This is a genomic window from Tepidiphilus thermophilus (genome assembly GCF_001418245.1).
In the GTDB taxonomy this organism is placed as follows: Bacteria; Pseudomonadota; Gammaproteobacteria; order Burkholderiales; family Rhodocyclaceae; genus Tepidiphilus; species Tepidiphilus succinatimandens.
Genome location: NZ_LIPU01000005.1, coordinates 90,390 through 109,171 on the forward strand (window position 1 = coordinate 90,390; position 18,782 = coordinate 109,171).

Here is an 18,782-nt window from a genome sequence, read left to right on the forward strand (position 1 = left end):
TCATTCCTGGGAAGCGGGGCGAGGGGTATCGTGGGGCCGGCGGTAGTGCCACAGCAGCAGCGCCACACCGACCGTGATGGCGCTGTCGGCAAGATTGAAGGCGGGCCAAGCCCAGCGCCCGGCGTGAAAGAGCAGGAAATCGTAGACGGCGCCGTGCGCCAGCCGATCGATGGCGTTGCCGAGCGCGCCGCCGACGATCAGGCCGTAGGCGAAGCGCTCCATCCGTTCCGCCCCCGGGCTCGCGGCGAGCCACGACAGCCACGCGCTCACGCCGAACGCGAGGGCGAGGAAGAGTCCTCGCTGCCAGCCGCCGGCTTGGGCGAGAAAGCTGAAGGCCGCGCCGGTATTGTATACCGAGACGAGCTGTAGGAAAGGCGCGAGCACCAGGCGTTCGCCCTCGGGAAGCCAGCGCGAGAGGGCGATCTTGCTGCCCTGGTCGAGCGCGATCACCGCCAGGGCGACGGCAAGCGTCGGCCGTAGCCGGGCGAAGGCGCTCATGCCCAGCGGCGCGTCTCGCCCGCGCCGTGCAGATTGTCGATGCAGCGTGCGCACAGGGTGGGGTGCTCGGGGTCGCGGCCCACGTCGGCCTCATAGTGCCAGCAGCGCTCGCATTTGGCGTGCGGGCTCGGTTCGATCTCGATGCCCTCGGCTTCGGGGGTATCGACCTCGACGAGGCGCACTTGGGAGGTGATGAGGGCGAACTTGAGCTCTTCGCCCAAGGCCGCGAGCGCCGTGTAGCGTTCGCCGTGAGCGCGGATCGTGACTTCGGCCTGCAACGAAGGGCCGATGCGGCCCTGCATGCGCACCGCCTCGATCGCCTTGTTGACCGCCTCGCGCGTCTCGAGCACGGTCGCCCAGCGCCGCTCGATCGTCTCGGCCTGTGGGACCGCCGGAATCTTGTGCCAGGTGTGCAGCATCACGCTGTCGTCGTCGCTGCCGGTGAGGTAGGTCCAGATCTCTTCGGCGGTGAAAGCGAGCACCGGCGCCATCAGGCGCACGAAGGCGTGCAGGATGTGGTGGATCGCCGTCTGCGCCGAGCGCCGCGGCAGGCCATTGGCAGGCGTCGTGTAGAGACGATCCTTGAGGACGTCGAGATAGAAGGCGCCCAGTTCCTCGGCGGCGTAGTTCTGCAGCGCCTGCACCACCTTGTGGAATTCGAAACGCTCGTAGTCGGCGCAGACCTGCGCCTGCAGGCGCGCCAGGCGCAGCAGGGCGTAGCGGTCGAGCTCCACCATGTCTTCCACCGGCACCGCATCGCGCGTGTGCTCGAAGTCGGCCACGTTGGCGAGCATGAAGCGCAGGGTGTTGCGCAGCCGCCGGTAGACCTCGACGACGCGATCGAGGATTTCCTTGGAGATGGTGAGCTCGCCGGAATAGTCGGTGGCGGCCACCCACAGGCGCAGGATTTCGGCGCCGAGCGTGTCGGCGACCTGCTGCGGCGCGACGACGTTGCCGCGCGACTTCGACATCTTCAGCCCTTGGCCGTCGACCACGAAGCCGTGCGTGAGCAGCCCCCGGTAGGGCGGATGCCCGTCGATGGCGCAGCCGGTGAGCAGCGACGAGTGGAACCAGCCACGGTGCTGGTCGGAACCCTCTAGGTAGAGGTCGGCCGGGTGTCCCAGCTCGGGGTGCGAGCCGCGCAGCACGTGCACGTGGGTGGTGCCGGAGTCGAACCACACGTCGAGCGTGTCGAGCACTTTCTCGTAGCGATCGGCTTCCTCGCCAAGGAGTTCGCGGGGATCGAGCCGGAACCAGGCGTCGATTCCCTCGCGCTCGACGCGCCGGGCGACTTCCTCGATGAGCTGCGCCGTAGCGGGGTGCGGTTCGCCCGTGGTCTTGTCGACGAAGAAGGCGATCGGCACGCCCCAGTTGCGTTGGCGCGAGATGCACCAGTCGGGGCGATTGGCGATCATGGCATGCAGCCGTGCCTGGCCCCAGGCGGGGTAGAAACGGGTAGCGTCCACGCCGCGCAAGGCTTTGTCGCGCAGGGTCTCGCCGTCGGGCAGGGCGCGGCCGGGAATCGTGTCCATGGCGATGAACCACTGGCCGGTGGCGCGGTAGATCGTCGGACTCTTGTGGCGCCAGCAGTGGGGGTAGCTGTGGCGGATCGGCGCGTGGGCAAAGAGCGATCCGACTTCTTCGAGCTTGGCGACGATCTTCGGGTTCGCGTCCCAGATCGAGAGCCCACCGAAGAAGGGGAGCGCAGGGTCGTAGGTCCCGTCGCCGCGCACCGGCATGAGGATGTCTTCCTGGCGCATGCCGGCCTTGAGGCAGGTGAGGAAGTCGTCGACGCCGTAGGCCGGGGCCGAATGCACCAGCCCCGTGCCGGTGGAGACATCGACGTAATCGGCCGCGATCACCAGGCTGTCGCGGGCGTAGAAAGGGTGGCGGAAACGCAGCCGGTCGAGCGCCGCGCCGTGCGCCGCGCCCAGCACGCGCCCCTCGAGCCCGTAGCGCGCGAGCGCCTGTTCGCGCAGCGCCGCGGCGAGGATGAGGGCGCCGCGGGGCGTGGCTACCAGCTCGTAGACGACTTCGGGGTGCACGTTGATCGCCTGGTTGGCAGGGATCGTCCACGGCGTGGTGGTCCAGATCACGGCGTAGATCGGCCCCTGCGGCGGCTCGCTCAGGCCGAAGGCGTGGGCAAGGCGCGCGCGCTCGGCGGGGTCTTCTAGGGAAAAGCCGACGTCGATCGCCGGCGAGGTGCGCTCGGCGTACTCGATCTCGGCTTCGGCCAGGGCCGAGCCGCAGTCGAAGCACCAGTTGACGGGTTTGAGCCCCTTGTAGAGGTAGCCGCGCTCGTAGATCTTGCCCAGCGCCCGGATCTCGTTCGCCTCGTTGGCAAAGTTCATCGTGAGGTAGGGATTGTCCCAGTCGCCCAGCACGCCCAGGCGAATGAAATCTTTCATCTGGCGCTGGATCTGCTCGGCGGCGTATTCGCGGCAGCGGCGGCGGGCTTCGTCCGGCGGCAGGTGTTTGCCGTAGAGTTTTTCGATCTGGTGTTCGATCGGCAGGCCATGGCAATCCCAGCCCGGAACGTAGGGGGCATCGAACCCGGCCAGCGTCTTCGAGCGCACGATGATGTCCTTGAGGATCTTATTGACCGCGTGCCCGATGTGGATGTCGCCATTGGCGTAGGGCGGGCCGTCGTGCAACACGAATTTGGGGCGGCCGCGGCAGACCTCGCGGATCTTGCGATAGAGCTTTTTCTGCTGCCATTGCGCGATCCAGCCGGGTTCGCGCTTGGCGAGGTTGGCGCGCATGGGGAAGGGGGTATCGGGCAGATTGAGCGTGGCGCGGTAGTCGGTCATGGATGATCCTCGGTCAGGGGGAACGCTGCGCCGTGGTGCCGATGCCATTGGCGGGCATGGACGACGTCTTCGCCGATCTGGGCGCGCAGGGCGTCCAGATCGGCGAATTTGCGTTCCTCGCGCAGTTTGTGGAAAAAGGCGACGCACACGCGGCGACCGTAGCATTCGCCGCTCCAGTCGAGCAGATGGACTTCGAGCCGCGGCGTGAGCCCGCCCACGGTCGGGCGCAGGCCGATGTTGGCCACCGCGGGCAGGGGCGAGGCGGCAAGCCCCACGACGCTGCAGACATAGACGCCCGGCGGTGCGAGCCGGCGCGCAGACAAGGGGATGTTGGCGGTGGGAAAGCCGAGCGCGCGCCCGAGCTTTTCGCCGTGCATCACCCGGCCCTCGATGCTGTAAGGGCGACCGAGCAGCCGAGCGGCCTGTTCGAGCTTTCCCTCGGCCACCAGGGTACGGATGAGGCTGCTGGAGACGCGCAGTCCGTCGATGCGCACTTCCGGCACCGGCTCGACGGTGAAGCCGAATCGCTCGCCGGCTTCGAGCAGTTCGGCGAGCCCGCCGCTGCGCCGGGCGCCGAAACGGAAGTCGTCTCCGATGACGAGGTGCTGGACGTTGAGCCCGCGCACGAGCAGCGTTTCGATGAATTCCTCAGCCCCGAGTCGCGCAAGGCGAGAATCGAATCGCAGCACGTGCAGGCGGTCGAGCGCCGAGTCGGCGAGCGCGAGGAGCTTTTCGCGCAGGGAGCTCAGCCGCGGCGGGGCGGCCTGCGGCGCAAAGAATTCACGCGGGTGGGGCTCGAAGGTGAGGGCGGCGGCTTGGGCGTGCGCTTCGTCGGCGCGCTCCCGCACCAGGCGCAACAAGACCTGGTGTCCGCGATGGACGCCGTCGAAATTGCCGATCGTCAGCACGGTGGGCGGATGAGGTCCGCCGATGCCTCGGATGACGCGCATAGCCGCTATGCCGGAAAAAACTTCGATTATATCGGCTGTGCAGCGAAACGGCGCCGTTTCAGCCTTTGCCGTCTCGGGCTGCCATCAGGAGCCGCGGCGTCGGTGCAGCGGCTTCGAGATAGCGCTGCAGCCCCTTGCTGATCGCCTGCGCCAACCGCTCCTGGTAGGCGGGGTCGTTGAGGCGGCGTTCTTCCTCGGGATTGCTGATGAAGGCGGTTTCGATGAGCACGGCGGGCACGTCGGGGTTGCGCAGCACGGCGAAGTTGGCGTATTCGATGTCGCGTTTGTGCAAGGGGTTGATCTCGCCGAGCGAAGTGAGAAGGTGACGGCCGAGCTTGGCAGAATCCTGCATGGTGGCCGTGAGCGAGAGATCGAGCAGGGTCTTGGCGACGTGCTCGTTTTTTTGCCCCAGGTTGACCCCGCCGATGAGATCGGCTTCGTTTTCCTTGTTGGCGAGCCAGCGGGCGGTGGTGCTCGAGGCTCCGCGGTCGCTCAGCACATAGACGGAGCTGCCGCGCGCATCCGAGCCGACGACGGCATCGGCGTGGATCGACACGAAGAGGTCGGCCTGGGCGGCGCGGGCGCGGCGCACGCGCTCACCCAGGGGAACGAAATAGTCGTCGTTGCGGGTGAGGGCGCAGCGCAGCTTGGGCTGCGCATCCAGGATACGTTTCAGCCGGCGGGCCACGGCCAGGGTCACGTCTTTTTCGCGCGAGCCGAAGCGGCCGATCGCGCCCGGATCCTCGCCGCCGTGGCCAGGGTCGATGACGATCACGTAGGGGGCGCTGGCTGGAGTCCGGCCCTTGGCTGGCGGAGAAAGGGTGGCCGCAGGGGGAAGGTCGGGGGTCTCGCTCAGCTGGGGGGTGCCGGCCGTCGATGAGGCCCCATGCTTGTTGCCGAGTTCGGCAAGCAGCGCTTGGATCGGATCGCGCGGCGTTTTGGGGTAGACGTCGATCACCAGGCGATGGCGGTACTGCGCCACCGGATCCAGGGTGAAGATCTGGGGTTCGGCTTTCTGCTTGAGGTCGATGACTACCCGCACGACGTCGGGACGGAACTGACCCACCCGTACGCCTTGGATGTAGGGGTCCTCGGCCGAGATCTTGCCCGGCAGGCTCTTGAGGACTTCGTCGAGGCTCATGCCCGGCAGGTCGATCACCAGGCGGTCGGGATCGGGGACGAACTGGTATTCGAAATGCAGCGGCTGGTTCGCCTCCAGCGTGATTCGCGTATAGTCTTCGGCCGGCCAGGCGCGCACGGCGACGAAGGCCGCTCCCTGCGCCCAGCCCAAGCGGGGCGTGAGGGTGAAGGCGGCAAGCAGCGCACCCGCCTGGCCGAGAAAGCGCCGCCTGCGGGGCGTGACGGTATCGGTCAGCGCGATGGGGCGAGACGGTCGAGGCATTCGCTGGCCCTCGGGGTCGAAGCGGTGAGTCGGGCTTCGCGGCTGCCGTCGGGACGCGGCGCGAGCGCGAGCGTCAGATCCGGCGCCGGCGTGTGCGGTGCGGCTTTTTCCGGCCATTCGACGAGGCACACGCCCGTGCCGTCGAAGTATTCGTCGAGTCCGGCGCCGAAGAATTCCTCTGGCGTCGCGAAGCGGTAGAAATCGAAATGATACAGGTTCAAACCGGACACGGTGTACGGTTCGACGAGTCCGTAGGTCGGGCTCTTGACGGGGCCGGTGTGCCCCAGGGCGCGCAGCATTGCGCGCACGAAGGTGGTCTTGCCGGCGCCAAGGGGGCCGACGAGATGGATGACCCAGCCGGGAGCGAGGCAGGGGGCGAGACGCTGGGCGAGCGCCGCCGTGGCGGCTTCGTCGGCAAGGGGGAGAAGGAGTTCGCGATGCAAGGACATGAGAGGCCTCGGACGGTGGAACCTATCGACTGGGCGGTGCGCAAACGCGCGATCGCCGAAGCAGCGGCCAGGCTCGGGTTTTCGGCGATGCGGGTGGTCGAGCCCGACCTGTCGGCGTGCGAGGCGGGCCTGCTCGCCTGGCTGGAAGCCGGATTCCACGGTGAGATGGATTATATGCGCCGACACGGGCTTTTGCGCGCGCGTCCCGCCGAACTGGTGCCGGGCACGGTACGGGTGATCTCTTTGCGCTTCCCCTATTGGCCGGCGGATGCGGCACCGGCGCAGGAAGTGCTCGCTGACCCGGGGCTCGGCTACGTGTCGCGCTATGCCCTGGGGCGGGATTACCACAAAGCGGTGCGCGCGCGCTTGGCGCGGCTCGTCGCGTTCATGGAGGCGATGGGGCCGCACCGGGGGCGGGTCTTCGTCGATTCGGCGCCGGTGATGGAAGTGGCCCTTGCCGAGCGCGCGGGGCTCGGCTGGCGCGGCAAGCACACGCTCTTATTGAACCGCGAGGAAGGGTCGTTCTTCTTTCTCGGCGAGATCTTCACCGACTGGCCCCTGCCGGTCGACGCGCCGATCGAAGCCCACTGCGGGCGATGCACCCGCTGCCTCGACCTGTGCCCCACGCGGGCGATCGTGGCGCCGTACCGGCTGGACGCGCGCCGCTGTATCTCTTATTTGACCATCGAGCATCCCGGGCCGATTCCCGAAGTCCTGCGTCCGGCGATCGGCAACCGCATCTATGGCTGCGACGATTGCCAGCTCGTCTGCCCGTGGAACCGCTTCGCGCGGCGCGTCGATCTGCCCGAATTCACGCCGCGCCACGGGCTGGATGCTCCGATGCTCACTTCGCTCTTTGCTTGGAGCGAGGGCGAGTTCCTGGAAAAGTTCGCCGGCAGTCCGATACGGCGCATCGGTTGGGAACGGTGGCTGCGCAACCTGGCCGTGGCCCTGGGCAACGCCCCCACGAGTCCGGAGGTGGTGGCGGCGCTCATGGCACGGCGCGAGCATCCCTCCGCCCTGGTGCGTGAGCATGTCGCCTGGGCGCTCGCGCGGCATGGAGTGTCTTGAAGGGCGGTGCTACACTCGCGCTTTTGCAGGGAAGGCACAGGATGACGAAGGCGGATCGCCCCATCGGGGTGTTCGATTCCGGCGTGGGCGGCCTGACCGTGGTGCGCGCGCTCATGGAGCGGCTACCGTTCGAATCCATCGTCTATTTCGGCGACACGGCGCGCGTGCCCTATGGGATCAAGTCGCCGGACACCATCGCGCGTTACGCGGCCCAGCTCACCCGTTTCCTGCTCGCGCAGGACGTGAAGATGCTGATCGTGGCGTGCAACACCATGGCGGCGGTGGCGCAGGAAGTGGTGCGCACGCTCGCCGGACCGAACGTGCCGGTGCTCGACGTGATCGAGGCTGGCGCCCGGGCGGCGGTGGCGGCCACGCGCAACGCCACGGTGGGCGTGATCGGTACGCCGACCACCATCAACAGCAACACCTATGCGCTTCGCATTCATGCGCTGCGCGGCGATGTGCGGGTGCATTCACAAGCCTGTGCCCTCTTCGTGCCGCTGGTGGAAGAAGGCTGGCTCGACCATCCGGTCACGCGCCTCACCGCCGAGGAGTACCTCAAGCCGGTGCTCGCCGAAGGAGTGGACACCCTCGTGCTCGGCTGCACCCATTATCCCTTGCTCAAGCCGGTGCTCGCCGACATCGCCGGACCGCAGGTGCGCATCGTCGATTCGGCCGTGACCACGGCCGAGCAGGCGGCGCGGGTACTCGATGGTGCGGAGGGTCTGCGCGCCGGTGCCGGCAGCGTGCCGCGGCACCGCTTCTACGTCACGGACGTGCCGCTGCGTTTCCAGACCATCGCCGAACGATTCCTGGGGCGGGCTTTGCCGGAGGTAGTGCGGGTCGACGTGCCGGAGTAGGGCTCAAGGCTCGGGCCCGGTGGCGACGGGTCGGCGCGCATCGGCGCACCACTCGCTCCACGAGCCGGGGTAGAGGCGCGAGCCGCAAAGCCCCGCCGATTCCATGGCCAGCAGGTTGTGGCAGGCGGTGACGCCGGAACCGCACTGATGCACCACTTCCGACGGATCGCGGCCAGCAAGCAAGGCCGCGAACTCGGCGCGCAGCACCTCGGGCGGACGGAATCGGCCGTGCTCGTCGAGGTTGAGGCGATAGAAGCGGTTGACGGCGCCGGGGATGTGCCCCGCGACCGGGTCGAGCGCCTCGTTCTCGCCGCGATAGCGGTCGGGACTGCGGGCATCCACGATGAGAAAGCGACCGCTCCCGAGCTGGGCGAGGAGCTCTTCGGTGGTGACGGTGGGCATGCACGGCTCGGGCGCGGCGGGGTAGATGCACGGCCCCGCTTGCCGAACGCTGCGATCGAACGGCAGGTTGTCGCTGCGCCAGGCGTTCCAGCCGCCGTCGAGCACGGCCACGCGCCGATGCCCGATCCAGCGCAGCATCCACCAGGCGCGCGCCGCGAACATCCCCCCATCGTCATCGTAGACCACGACCTGCGTCTCGGGCGTGAGGCCGCACGCCCCCACGAAACGAACGAAGTCGCCGTACGGCGGCAACGGATGGCGGCCGTTCGTGCCGGTGCGCGGGCTGGAGAGATCTTCGTCCAGATGCCAGAAGATCGCTCCGGGGATATGGGCTTCCATCCAAGCCCGACGCCCGAGCGCCGGATCGCTGAGATCGTGCCGGCAGTCGATCACCCGCCAGGAAGGATCGTCCAGGTGTTCGGCGAGCGTGCGGGTAGAGACGAGATGGGCGAAGGACTCATGGATTACCGCGTTCATTTCGCCCTTCCTTGAGCCAGGAAAGCGCCTCTTCCTCGGAATCGAACACCTTGATCTCCGCTTCGAGGAAAAGGCTCTCGAGCCAGGTGAGCAGGGCGAGCCAATCGTCTTCGGCCACGATGGCGATGCGGCGAAAGTCGCTCGGATGCTGACGGGCGAAGCGGAATTCCTCCCACGCGGCATCGATCGTGAACCCCAGCATGCCGCGCAGGTCGAGCAGCACGTCGACCGGACCGCCGAAACGGTTGCGGTATTCGACCGCATCCTCGAATTCCTTGAAATCCTCGAGCGTGAATTCGCCGAAGACGGCGGCGGAAATGAAGTCGTCGCGTACTTCGATGGTGATCACGGCGGCGGGCTCCCTGCGGGCGGAAAGGTCGTTTCACACTATAGCGGCACAGTGCCGCCGCTGCAAGTCGCATCCGGGCGCAAGGGCAAGCGCAAGACCGCCCTCAACCCGTGCGGTTGCGCTGCCTCCAGGGATAGGCGGCCATGCAGGGCGCGGGCGAGGTTGGCCGCGATCGACAATCCCAGGCCGCTGCCGCCGGTGTCGGGGTTGCGCGAAGGTTCCAGCCGCACGAAAGGTTCGAGCACAGCCTCGCGCGCCTCGGGCGGAATGCCCGGTCCGTCGTCTTCGACGATGAATTCGCAGCATCCGCCGGCAAGGGGCCGTAAGCGCAGCTTGGCCTGCGTCCCGTAGCGCAGGGCATTGTCGAGCAGGTTGGCGAGGATGCGTCCGAGCGCGGTCGGATCGAGGTGCGCCGTCAGCGCCGAGGCGGGCAAGTCGGCCTCGATCTCGGCGCCCCCTTCGTGATAGAGGTCGAGCAGATCGGCGGTGAAGGCGACGAGGTCCACGTCCTGGTATTCGAGGCGGGGAGTGAGGCTGCGGGCATAGTCGAGGCTGAGTTCGATGAGACGCTGCATTTCGCTGAGGTCGCGTTCGATGCCGGCGCGGGTCTCGTCTTCGGGCAGCGATTCCAGGCGCAGGCGGATGCGCGCCAGCGGCGTGCGCAGGTCGTGCGCGATGCCGGCAAGCAGGGCCGTGCGCGCGGCGAGCAGCCGCTCGAGCCGTTCCTGCAAGGCGTTGAGCGTGCGGGCGGTGAGCATTACCTCGTAGGGGCCGTGTTCGGGCAAGACCGCGGCTGGGGACTCGGGCGTAAACGTCTCGAGCGCATGGATGAGCCGCTCCAGTGGCGCAGTGACGCGACGCAAAGCCCACAGGGCAATGAGCCAGGTGCCGAGCCCGGCGAGCGCGAGCGCAGCGACGATGCGCCAGGGGAGTCCGGGCGGCGGTTGGTGCGGCGCCGAGGGCAGCATTGCGCTCAGAGGGGTGCCGTCGGCGAGCACGACCGTGATGCCTGGGCGGGGCCCGGTATCGCTGTCGATCTCCCAGAACGTGAGCTCTTCCAGCGCGAGGAATTCGGCGAACACCTCTTGCCAGGATGGTGGCAGCGGTTGGAATCGGGCTTGGAGCGGCGGCGCGGCCGGTGCGACGATGAGCGGCGCGAACCCCCATGGCTGCGCCGCCTGCAGTCGTTCGCTCAGGGGCAGGGCCTCCATCACCGTCACGGCGCGCGCGAGCGCCTGGGCTGCGTCGCGCTGCAGCCTCGCCTCGGCCGCGGCACGGCCGTGATGCGCGAGCAGGGTCAGCGTGAGGGCGAAGAGGGTGACGACGGCGGCGCTCACCACCCACGCGAGCCGCGTGCTCAGACGCCGGCCGAAGGAAGCCAGCGGCGCTTGGTTCATCAGCGGCGCCTGGTGGTTCATTCGAGCACGTCGACCGGCGCGGCGAGCACGTACCCTTGACCGCGCACCGCGCGGATCGCGCGCGGCGCCTGCGGGTCGGCATCGAGCTTGGCGCGCAGCCGACTCACGGCGATGTCGATGGCGCGGTCGAACACGTCGGCGCTGCGCCCGCGCGTGGCGCGCATGAGGTAGTCGCGCGTGAGCACTTCATTGGGATGCTGCACGAAGAGCGACAAGAGGGCGAACTCGCTGCCGGTGAGCGGCTGCGACGTGCCGTCGGGCAAGAGAAGGGTGCGGGCCACGGTGTCGAATTCGACCGGGCCGATGCGCCAGCGGCGCGGCGCGAGCGAGGGTTGCGCACCGGTGCCGCGCGTGCGGCGCAGGATGGCCTTGATGCGCGCTTCCAGCTCACGCGGCAGGAAGGGTTTGGTCAGGTAGTCGTCGGCGCCGACCTCCAGGCCGAAGACGCGGTCGAAATCGTCGCTGCGCGCGGTGAGCATCAGCACCGGTACCGCCTGGGTGCGGGGGGTGGCCCGCAGCCGGCGCAGTATGCTGGGGCCGTCTTCTCCGGGCAACATCCAGTCGAGCACGATGAGATCGGGCAGCCGTTGCGCCAGCACCCCGTCGAGCGCCGCGGCATCGGCCACCGCATCGACCGAGAATCCTCGCCGCCGCAGATCTTCGGCCAGCAGCCGGCGGAATTCGTGGTCGTCGTCGACCAGAACGAGATGATAAGGGGTTTCCATCGCGACGTCCCACCTCAAGGAAGATGTCGCTTCCATTATGGCGCAGCCCCGGCGAAAGGAAAAATGCGCGATCGTCGGCGAAAACAAACGTTACACGCCGCAACCCTGATGAGGGGAAAACGCCTCGTCGGTGTGCTGTAATGACCTCGTCCGCTATGGGACGGAACGCAAGGAGAGATGACGATGAACGCAACGACGCAATCTGCGACTATAAAGAAAGGGGGTGCCCGCCGCTGGCGTCAAGGGGTGCTCGCGCTGGCACTGGCCGGTGCGGCGGCATCGGGGTTTGCCCAGCCGATGGGCCCCGGGCCCGCGCCGATGGGCCCTGCCGGCCCGGGCGCCGGGCCGGCAGCGCGCCAGCAGATGACGCCGGAGCAATGGCGTGAACGCATGCAGCAGCGCCACGAGGCCGAGGTCAAGCGTCTCGAGGGCTTGCTGAATCTGCGCCCCGAGCAGCGTGCTGCATGGGAAGAATTCGTCGCTGCCTGGGACAAGCACCGCGAGCAGTTCTTCTCCTACCGCTGGGATCAGGAGGACTCGCGCGCCGTGACGGCGCTGGGGCGGCTACAGCAGCGCGAAGAGATGCTCTCGGCGCACCTGGAGGCGGTGCGCAGTCTGCGCGAGGCGGTGCAGAAGTTCTACACCCAGCTCGACGACGCGCAGCGCGACGTGTTCGATCGCGAGTTCCTGCGCTGGGGTAAAGGGCCGAAAGGCGGAGGACCTCGTCCCCGCTGAGCGGCTTTGCCGAAACGATCGCGGCGCGTGATTGCCTGATCCCGTCGTCGCGATCGTTTTTTTCGATCGTGAGTCCTATTGGCGTGCGGAACAAACGGCTCTAGAATGGGCTCTGAAACGATATCGGTAGCATCACCAGGAGTCCGCCCCTTGAACAACGTCGTCAAGAACCTCGCGATCTGGATCGTCATCGGCATGGTGCTGATGACGGTGTTCAACCAGTTCAACGATCAGCGCCCCGTCGCCGCCAACACCATGGAGTACTCCCAGTTCATGGAGGAGGCGAAGTCCGGGCGCATCACCAAGGCGGTCATCGATGGGCGCGTGGTCAAGGCGCTCACCGTCGATGGGCGCCAGATCACCGTCTATACGCCGGGGGTTCAGGATATCTGGATGGTCTCCGACCTCATGAAGGCGGGGGTGCGCATCTCGGCGACCAAGCCGGACGAGGGCCCGTCGCTGCTCACCAACATCCTCGTGTCCTGGTTCCCCATGCTGTTGCTCATCGGCGTGTGGGTCTTCTTCATGCGCCAGATGCAGGGCGGGGGCAAAGGCGGGGCCTTCTCCTTCGGCAAGTCGCGCGCGCGTCTGCTTGACGAGTCGAGCAACACGGTCACTTTTGCCGACGTCGCTGGCTGCGACGAGGCCAAGGAAGAAGTGCAGGAACTCGTCGATTTCCTGCGCGATCCCTCCCGTTTCCAGAATCTGGGCGGGCGCATCCCCAAAGGCGTGCTCATGGTGGGCCCCCCGGGTACGGGCAAGACGCTGCTCGCCAAGGCGATCGCCGGCGAGGCCAAGGTGCCGTTCTTCAGCATCTCGGGTTCGGATTTCGTCGAGATGTTCGTGGGCGTGGGCGCGGCGCGTGTGCGCGACATGTTCGAGCAGGCGAAGAAGCACGCTCCCTGCATCATCTTCATCGACGAGATCGACGCCGTGGGCCGCCAGCGTGGCGCCGGGCTGGGCGGCGGCAACGACGAGCGCGAGCAGACGCTCAACCAGCTGCTCGTCGAGATGGACGGCTTCGAAGGCGCGAGCGGCATCATCGTGATTGCCGCCACCAACCGTCCCGACGTGCTCGACCCGGCGCTGCTGCGCCCGGGGCGCTTCGACCGGCAGGTGGTGGTGTCGCTGCCCGACGTGCGCGGCCGCGAGCAGATCCTCAAGGTGCACATGCGCAAAGTGCCGATCGCGCCCGATGTCGACGTCTCCATCCTTGCGCGCGGCACCCCCGGCTTCTCCGGCGCGGATCTCGCCAACCTCGTCAACGAGGCGGCGCTCTTCGCCGCGCGCAGCAACAAGCGCCTGGTGGATATGGACGACTTCGAACGGGCCAAGGACAAGATCATGATGGGGGCCGAGCGGCGCTCGCTCATCATGTCCGACGAAGAACGGCGCAACACGGCCTATCACGAAGCCGGGCACGTGGTGGTGGCCAAGCTCCTCGACAAGACCGACCCCGTGCATAAAGTCACCATCATCCCGCGCGGTCGCGCCCTGGGCGTGACCATGCAGCTGCCCGAGGGCGACCGCTACAGCCAGGACCGGGAACGGCTGCTGCAGACCATCGCCGTGCTCTTCGGCGGGCGCATCTGCGAAGAGATCTTCATGCACCAAATGACTACCGGCGCCTCCAACGACTTTCAGCGCGCCACCGACATCGCGCGCAAGATGGTCACGCAGTGGGGCATGTCCGACGTGCTCGGCCCGATGGTCTATGGTGAAGAGGAGGGCGAGATCTTCCTGGGCCGCTCGGTGACCACGCACCGCAACGTCTCCGAGGCGACCATGCAGAAGGTCGACGCCGAGATCCGGCGCATCATCGACGCGCAGTACGCGCTGGCGCGGCGCCTCATCGAGGAGAACCGCGACAAGGTCGAGGCGCTCGCCCAGGCCCTGCTCGAATACGAGACGCTGGACGCCGAGCAGATCGACGACATCATGGCCGGTCGCCCGCCCCGTCCGCCCAAGGATCAAGGCAATGGCGGTGCGCCACGCCGCAGTGGCTCTTCGCCAGGGCGGGCGAGCGAGCCCCGGCCCGGAGCGGCGCCCGACTCTCCCGAACCGGCGCTGTGATGCGGTGGCTGCAGGCTGGACGCTTTCGGCTCGATCTCTCCGAGCCGAAAGTGATGGGCATCGTCAACCTCACCGAGGATTCCTTCTCCGGCGACGGGCTCGGGGCGCAGCACGACCGCGCGCTGCGCCAGGCCGAAGCCTTCATCGCGGCGGGAGTCGATCTGCTCGATCTCGGGGCGGAGTCGACACGCCCCGGGGCCGAGCCGGTGCCGGCCGAGCGGGAGCTCGAACGCTTGCTGCCGGTGCTGGAAGCCCTGCGCGGGGCGCCGGTGCCGCTGTCGGTCGATACGATGAAGCCCGAAGTGATGCGTGAAGTGCTGCGCGCCGGGGCCGATCTCATCAACGACGTGGCCGGATTCCGCCTGCCCGGCGCCATCGAGGCGGTGGCCGGCAGCGACTGCGCCCTGTGCGTCATGCACATGAAAGGCGAGCCGCGCACCATGCAGCAGTCTCCTGCCTATGAAGATGTGGTTGCGGAGGTGGAGACATTCCTCGCGCAGCGCACGGCGGCGCTATGTGCGGCGGGCGTTGCGCGCGAGCGCATCCTGTGGGATCCGGGTTTCGGCTTCGGCAAGACGCTCGCGCACAACGCGGCGCTCTTTCGCGCCTTGCCGCGGCTGGCGGCGCACCAGCCGCTCTTGGTGGGCGTGTCGCGCAAAACCATGATCGGGCAGATCACGGGGCGGCCTGTGGGCGAGCGGCTCGCCGGCAGCCTCGCGGCCGCCGTGCTCGCGTGGGCGAACGGCGCCTCCATCGTGCGGGTGCACGACGTGGCGGCTACGGTCGATGCCCGCGAGATCCTGCGCGCCCTGGGGCCGGTCGCCGCAGACGGGGCGCTGGCCTGAACCTTGCCGTCTGATTTCATGCGACAATTCGCACCCTCTGTCATCCGGGGGTAAGGATGGGTCGTTATTTCGGTACGGATGGCATTCGCGGCCGCGTCGGCGAGCCGCTGATGTCGCCGGATTTCATCTTGAAGTTGGGCCATGCCGCCGGGCGGGTGCTCGCGCGGCAATCACGCGGTGCTGCCAAGCGCCCCGCAGTGCTCATCGGCAAGGATACGCGCATCTCCGGCTACATGATCGAGTCGGCACTGGAGGCCGGTTTGTCGGCAGCCGGCGTCGACGTGGTGCTGTGTGGTCCTTTGCCGACGCCGGGGGTGGCCTATCTCACCCGCGCCCTGCGGCTGGAAGCCGGCGTGGTCGTGAGCGCTTCGCACAATCCCTATCCCGACAATGGCATCAAGTTTTTCGGCCCCGACGGCGAGAAACTGCCCGATGCGCTGGAAGCCGAGATCGAGGCGGCGCTCGAGGCACCGCTCGTCTGCCGTGAGGCGCACGAGCTGGGCCGCGCCCGCCGGCTGGACGATGCCGCCGGCCGCTACATCGAGTTCTGCAAGAGCACGTTCCCCGCTTCGATGTCGCTCGAAGGGCTGAGGCTGGTGCTCGATTGTGCCCATGGCGCGGCCTATCAGGTGGCTCCGGCGGTATTCCACGAACTGGGCGCCGAGGTGGTGGCGCTCGCCAACCAGCCCAACGGCTTCAACATCAACGAAGGCGTCGGGGCGACGCATCCCGAATACCTGCAGGCCATGGTCCGCACGCACGAGGCGGATCTGGGCATCGCCCTCGACGGCGACGGAGACCGGGTGATCATGGCCGATGCCGAGGGCCGCCTCTATGACGGCGACGAGCTCCTCTACGTGATCGTGCGCGATCGGGTGCTCTCCGGGGGATCCATCGAAGGCGTGGTCGGTACGCTTATGTCGAATCTGGGGCTGGAGCACGCCTTGCAGCGGCTCGGCGTGAAACTCGTGCGCGCCAAGGTGGGTGATCGCTACGTCGCCGAGGCGCTGCGCGAGCGGGGCTGGAGCTATGGCGGCGAAAATTCGGGGCACCTGCTGTGCCGCGAGGTCCATACCACGGGGGACGGCATCGTGAGCGCCCTGCAGGTGCTCGCCGCCCTGCGGCGCCGGGGCGAGACCTTGGCGCAGGCCTGCGCCGATCTCGTGCGCTATCCCCAGGTCTTGCGCAACGTTCCGGTGCCGCGCGGCTACGATTGGCAGGCACAACCGACGGTGGTGGAGGCCTGCCGCGCCGCCCAGGCCGATCTTGCGCAGGAGGGACGGATTTTATTGCGCCCGTCCGGCACCGAGCCGCTGTTGCGCGTGATGGTGGAAGGGCGCGACGCCGCGCTCGTACGGCGCTGGGCCGAGGACCTCGCCGCCGCGGTCGAAGCCTCGCTCGTCGCGGAAAACGCATCGATGCGCTCGGGGGCGAACCCATGAAGAAGATCGTGCTCGGCAACTGGAAGTCCTTGGGGGATACGGCGAGCAACGCCGTCCTGCTCGCCGCGCTGGCCGCCCATCCGCCGGCGGCCGGCGTCGAGGTCGGCGTCTGTGTCCCCTTTCCTTTTCTTACCCAGGCGAGGGCGGTGCTGGAGGGCACGGCGATCGGCTGGGGGGCGCAGAACGTCAGCCCCTTTGGCGCCGGGGCCTATACCGGAGAAGTGCACGCCGGAATGCTTGCCGAATTCGGCTGTCGCTACGCCCTCGTGGGACATTCGGAGCGGCGTCAGCTTTTTGCCGAGACGGACGAACGGATTGCTGATAAAATCGATCGTTTGTTGGCGGCAAACGTCCGGCCCGTGGTCTGCGTCGGCGAGACGCTCGCCGAGCGCGAGGCAGGCGGATGGCGCGAGACGCTCGGCCGGCAGGTGGCGGCGCTCGCCGCCCGGCTCGGTCCCGAGAAACTTTCCCGCGCCTGGTTTGCCTACGAGCCGGTCTGGGCGATCGGCACGGGACGTGTGGCCGCGCCGGCCGACATCGCCGAGGCGCACGCCTTCTTGCGTGAGCGGCTCATGGCGCTCGGGGTGCCGGCCGAAGAGGTCGTGATCCTCTATGGGGGCAGCGTCAAGGCGGACAACGCCCAAGGGGTTTTCGCCGTGCCGGGGTGCGATGGCGCGCTCGTCGGGGCGGCTTCGCGCGTTGTTGAGGAATTCATTGCCATCGTTGCCGCGGCCGGTTCCGCGGTGGCTCGAGGATAAGGAAACGAATCATGTCTGGACTCTGGTTTTCCGTCGTCTTGACGATCCACGTCATCATCGCCGTCGCACTCATCGTGCTGGTGCTGTTGCAGCGGGGCAAGGGGGCCGATGCGGGCGCGGCCTTTGGCGGAGGCTCTTCGGCGAGTCTCTTCGGCGCAAGCGGCGGAGCGAATTTCCTCAGCCGCACCACGGCGGTGCTCGCCACGCTCTTCTTTCTCACGAGCTTGACGCTCACCTACCTCGCAAGCCATCGCCGCGTCGAAGGGCAGGGGAGCATCATGCAAAGCGCTCCCGCCGAACCGGCGCCGCAGTCGTCGGCCCCTGCGCCTTCTCAGGCGCCGGCCGTGCCGCAGTAAAAGAGCGCTTGCAAAAACGCGGGCTTCCGCTATAATTCGCGAACTACGCAAGCCGACGTGGTGGAATTGGTAGACACGCCATCTTGAGGGGGTGGTGGCGCAAGCCGTGTGAGTTCGAGTCTCACCGTCGGCACCAGGAAAAGCAGCCGAAACCGCTGCTTTTTTTTCGTCGAATCTATGATAAATAAATAACAACGACAACGCCGGGTTTCGTTCGTCTGGGCTCTGAAGAGCGGCAGGTTTTGCGCTATCATGAGGCCGTATTCCCGACGAGCGGAGCAGCCGAGAGGTGATCATGATCGAGAATTACTTTCCGGTGTTCGTGTTTTTCGTGGTCGCGCTGCTCTTTAGCATGGCGCCGGTTTTGCTCGGCTGGTTGCTCGGCCCGCGGCGGCCCGATCCGGAAAAACTCTCGCCCTATGAGTGCGGCTTCGAGCCTTTCGAGGATGCGCGCATCCGCTTCGACGTCCGCTACTACCTGATTGCGATCCTCTTCATCCTGTTCGATCTCGAAATCGCCTTCCTCTTCCCTTGGGCGGTGGTCTTCAAAGAGATGATCGCCGAGGGGACGCACGCGCTCTATGTGTTCGGTACCGTCATGATTTTCTTGGCGGTGCTGGTGATCGGCTACGTCGTCGAGTGGAAGAACGGCGCGCTCGACTGGGAGTGAAACGATGAGCATCGAAGGGGTCATGCGCGAGGGCTTTCTCACCACCTCGCTCGATACGATCATCAACTGGACCCGTACCGGCTCGCTGTGGCCCATGACCTTCGGGCTGGCCTGCTGCGCGGTGGAGATGATCCACGCCGGCTGCGCACGCTACGATCTCGACCGCTTTGGCGTCGTCTTTCGTCCCAGCCCGCGCCAATCCGACGTGATGATCGTCGCCGGCACCCTGTGCAACAAGATGGCTCCGGCCCTGCGCAAGGTCTACGACCAGATGCCCGAGCCGCGCTGGGTGATCTCCATGGGCTCGTGCGCCAACGGCGGCGGCTACTATCATTACTCCTACTCGGTGGTGCGCGGTTGCGACCGCATCGTGCCGGTAGACGTTTATGTGCCTGGCTGCCCGCCTACGGCCGAGGCGCTGCTCTACGGCATCATACAGCTGCAGAACAAGATCAAGCGCACCTCGACCATCGCGCGCTGAAGTCCCGGAGA

At 67.4% G+C, this 18,782-nt stretch carries 19 protein-coding genes and 1 tRNA gene; 11 read left to right on the top strand and 9 right to left on the bottom strand.

The annotated features are described in order from the left end of the window. From lspA to tsaE, 5 genes are read right to left on the bottom strand one after another with little or no spacing between them, the layout of a single operon-like run. Positions 1-498 (bottom strand): signal peptidase II, encoded by a 498-nt coding sequence (gene lspA / locus ASC37_RS05980; RefSeq protein WP_055423501.1) that lies wholly within the window; start codon positions 496-498, stop codon positions 1-3. Further along, positions 495-3,308: an isoleucine--tRNA ligase gene (ileS, locus tag ASC37_RS05985; RefSeq protein ID WP_055423502.1), complete on the bottom strand. Its 2,814-nt coding sequence runs from the start codon at positions 3,306-3,308 to the stop codon at positions 495-497. Before ileS ends, lspA begins: the two co-directional genes overlap by 4 nt. Then, positions 3,305-4,258, bottom strand: a complete 954-nt coding sequence (locus tag ASC37_RS05990; protein ID WP_055423503.1) for a bifunctional riboflavin kinase/FAD synthetase — start codon at positions 4,256-4,258, stop codon at positions 3,305-3,307. Before ASC37_RS05990 ends, ileS begins: the two co-directional genes overlap by 4 nt. A gap of 58 nt (positions 4,259-4,316) precedes the next feature. Continuing rightward, on the bottom strand, positions 4,317-5,660 hold the full coding sequence (locus tag ASC37_RS05995) for an N-acetylmuramoyl-L-alanine amidase (protein ID WP_055423504.1): 1,344 nt from the start codon (positions 5,658-5,660) through the stop codon (positions 4,317-4,319). Further along, the gene (gene tsaE / locus ASC37_RS06000; RefSeq protein WP_055423505.1) at positions 5,630-6,109 is read right to left on the bottom strand and encodes a tRNA (adenosine(37)-N6)-threonylcarbamoyltransferase complex ATPase subunit type 1 TsaE; all 480 of its coding nucleotides are present in this window, start codon (positions 6,107-6,109) and stop codon (positions 5,630-5,632) included. The genes ASC37_RS05995 and tsaE overlap by 31 nt, the downstream gene beginning before the upstream one ends. On the opposite strand from tsaE, the gene queG reads away from it, so the two are divergent. Both queG and murI read left to right on the top strand, forming a co-directional pair. Then, complete coding sequence (gene queG, locus ASC37_RS06005; protein WP_082438391.1) at positions 6,098-7,180, top strand: tRNA epoxyqueuosine(34) reductase QueG; 1,083 nt, start codon at positions 6,098-6,100, stop codon at positions 7,178-7,180. The genes tsaE and queG overlap by 12 nt on opposite strands. 41 nt (positions 7,181-7,221) lie before the next feature. Continuing rightward, positions 7,222-8,040, top strand: coding sequence for a glutamate racemase (murI, locus tag ASC37_RS06010; protein WP_055423507.1), 819 nt, complete (start codon positions 7,222-7,224; stop codon positions 8,038-8,040). Positions 8,041-8,043: 3 nt separating this feature from the next. On the opposite strand, the gene ASC37_RS06015 is transcribed toward murI, so the two are convergent. The 4 genes from ASC37_RS06015 to ASC37_RS06030 are packed head-to-tail and all read right to left on the bottom strand — an operon-like array spanning position 8,044 to position 11,411. After that, positions 8,044-8,919, bottom strand: coding sequence for a sulfurtransferase (locus tag ASC37_RS06015; protein ID WP_055423508.1), 876 nt, complete (start codon positions 8,917-8,919; stop codon positions 8,044-8,046). Then, the gene (locus ASC37_RS06020; protein ID WP_055423509.1) at positions 8,900-9,268 is read right to left on the bottom strand and encodes a SpoIIAA family protein; all 369 of its coding nucleotides are present in this window, start codon (positions 9,266-9,268) and stop codon (positions 8,900-8,902) included. Before ASC37_RS06020 ends, ASC37_RS06015 begins: the two co-directional genes overlap by 20 nt. A gap of 38 nt (positions 9,269-9,306) precedes the next feature. Continuing rightward, complete coding sequence (locus ASC37_RS06025; protein ID WP_176697461.1) at positions 9,307-10,665, bottom strand: sensor histidine kinase; 1,359 nt, start codon at positions 10,663-10,665, stop codon at positions 9,307-9,309. Between the two features lie 17 nt (positions 10,666-10,682). Further along, a complete protein-coding gene (locus ASC37_RS06030; protein ID WP_055423511.1) occupies positions 10,683-11,411 on the bottom strand; it encodes a response regulator in 729 nt (242 codons plus the stop codon). 183 nt (positions 11,412-11,594) lie between these two features. Here ASC37_RS06030 and ASC37_RS06035 point away from each other — a divergent pair, with 183 nt between their 5' ends. From ASC37_RS06035 to ASC37_RS06075, 9 genes are all read left to right on the top strand, one after another. Further along, complete coding sequence (locus tag ASC37_RS06035; protein WP_157287450.1) at positions 11,595-12,146, top strand: Spy/CpxP family protein refolding chaperone; 552 nt, start codon at positions 11,595-11,597, stop codon at positions 12,144-12,146. A 150-nt stretch (positions 12,147-12,296) separates the two neighbouring features. Beyond that, complete coding sequence (ftsH, locus tag ASC37_RS06040) at positions 12,297-14,219, top strand: ATP-dependent zinc metalloprotease FtsH (protein ID WP_055423513.1); 1,923 nt, start codon at positions 12,297-12,299, stop codon at positions 14,217-14,219. Beyond that, positions 14,219-15,064, top strand: a complete 846-nt coding sequence (folP, locus tag ASC37_RS06045; RefSeq protein ID WP_055423514.1) for a dihydropteroate synthase — start codon at positions 14,219-14,221, stop codon at positions 15,062-15,064. The genes ftsH and folP overlap by 1 nt, the downstream gene beginning before the upstream one ends. A 56-nt stretch (positions 15,065-15,120) precedes the next feature. Then, the gene (gene glmM / locus ASC37_RS06050) at positions 15,121-16,506 is read left to right on the top strand and encodes a phosphoglucosamine mutase (RefSeq protein ID WP_055423515.1); all 1,386 of its coding nucleotides are present in this window, start codon (positions 15,121-15,123) and stop codon (positions 16,504-16,506) included. Continuing rightward, positions 16,503-17,264, top strand: coding sequence for a triose-phosphate isomerase (gene tpiA, locus ASC37_RS06055; protein WP_055423516.1), 762 nt, complete (start codon positions 16,503-16,505; stop codon positions 17,262-17,264). Before glmM ends, tpiA begins: the two co-directional genes overlap by 4 nt. Before the next feature lie 11 nt (positions 17,265-17,275). Then, the gene (gene secG / locus ASC37_RS06060) at positions 17,276-17,620 is read left to right on the top strand and encodes a preprotein translocase subunit SecG (protein ID WP_055423517.1); all 345 of its coding nucleotides are present in this window, start codon (positions 17,276-17,278) and stop codon (positions 17,618-17,620) included. A gap of 51 nt (positions 17,621-17,671) precedes the next feature. Then, a tRNA-Leu gene (locus tag ASC37_RS06065) sits at positions 17,672-17,756 on the top strand. A gap of 159 nt (positions 17,757-17,915) precedes the next feature. Further along, positions 17,916-18,290 (top strand): NADH-quinone oxidoreductase subunit A, encoded by a 375-nt coding sequence (locus ASC37_RS06070; RefSeq protein ID WP_055423518.1) that lies wholly within the window; start codon positions 17,916-17,918, stop codon positions 18,288-18,290. Positions 18,291-18,294: 4 nt separating this feature from the next. Next, a complete protein-coding gene (locus ASC37_RS06075) occupies positions 18,295-18,771 on the top strand; it encodes a NuoB/complex I 20 kDa subunit family protein (protein ID WP_055423519.1) in 477 nt (158 codons plus the stop codon). Positions 18,772-18,782 lie beyond the last annotated feature (11 nt).

Bases quoted from the DNA above. Each gene is read 5' to 3' on its own strand.
- lspA (WP_055423501.1), bottom strand. From the start codon at position 498: ATGAGCGCCTTCGCCCGGCTACGGCCGACGCTTGCCGTCGCCCTGGCG.
- ileS (WP_055423502.1), bottom strand. From the start codon at position 3,308: ATGACCGACTACCGCGCCACGCTCAATCTGCCCGATACCCCCTTCCCC.
- ASC37_RS05990 (WP_055423503.1), bottom strand. From the start codon at position 4,258: ATGCGCGTCATCCGAGGCATCGGCGGACCTCATCCGCCCACCGTGCTG.
- ASC37_RS05995 (WP_055423504.1), bottom strand. From the start codon at position 5,660: ATGCCTCGACCGTCTCGCCCCATCGCGCTGACCGATACCGTCACGCCC.
- queG (WP_082438391.1), top strand. From the start codon at position 6,098: ATGCAAGGACATGAGAGGCCTCGGACGGTGGAACCTATCGACTGGGCG.
- tsaE (WP_055423505.1), bottom strand. From the start codon at position 6,109: ATGTCCTTGCATCGCGAACTCCTTCTCCCCCTTGCCGACGAAGCCGCC.
- murI (WP_055423507.1), top strand. From the start codon at position 7,222: ATGACGAAGGCGGATCGCCCCATCGGGGTGTTCGATTCCGGCGTGGGC.
- ASC37_RS06015 (WP_055423508.1), bottom strand. From the start codon at position 8,919: ATGAACGCGGTAATCCATGAGTCCTTCGCCCATCTCGTCTCTACCCGC.
- ASC37_RS06025 (WP_176697461.1), bottom strand. From the start codon at position 10,665: ATGAACCAAGCGCCGCTGGCTTCCTTCGGCCGGCGTCTGAGCACGCGG.
- ASC37_RS06030 (WP_055423511.1), bottom strand. From the start codon at position 11,411: ATGGAAACCCCTTATCATCTCGTTCTGGTCGACGACGACCACGAATTC.
- ASC37_RS06035 (WP_157287450.1), top strand. From the start codon at position 11,595: ATGAACGCAACGACGCAATCTGCGACTATAAAGAAAGGGGGTGCCCGC.
- folP (WP_055423514.1), top strand. From the start codon at position 14,219: ATGCGGTGGCTGCAGGCTGGACGCTTTCGGCTCGATCTCTCCGAGCCG.
- glmM (WP_055423515.1), top strand. From the start codon at position 15,121: ATGGGTCGTTATTTCGGTACGGATGGCATTCGCGGCCGCGTCGGCGAG.
- tpiA (WP_055423516.1), top strand. From the start codon at position 16,503: ATGAAGAAGATCGTGCTCGGCAACTGGAAGTCCTTGGGGGATACGGCG.
- secG (WP_055423517.1), top strand. From the start codon at position 17,276: ATGTCTGGACTCTGGTTTTCCGTCGTCTTGACGATCCACGTCATCATC.
- ASC37_RS06070 (WP_055423518.1), top strand. From the start codon at position 17,916: ATGATCGAGAATTACTTTCCGGTGTTCGTGTTTTTCGTGGTCGCGCTG.
- ASC37_RS06075 (WP_055423519.1), top strand. From the start codon at position 18,295: ATGAGCATCGAAGGGGTCATGCGCGAGGGCTTTCTCACCACCTCGCTC.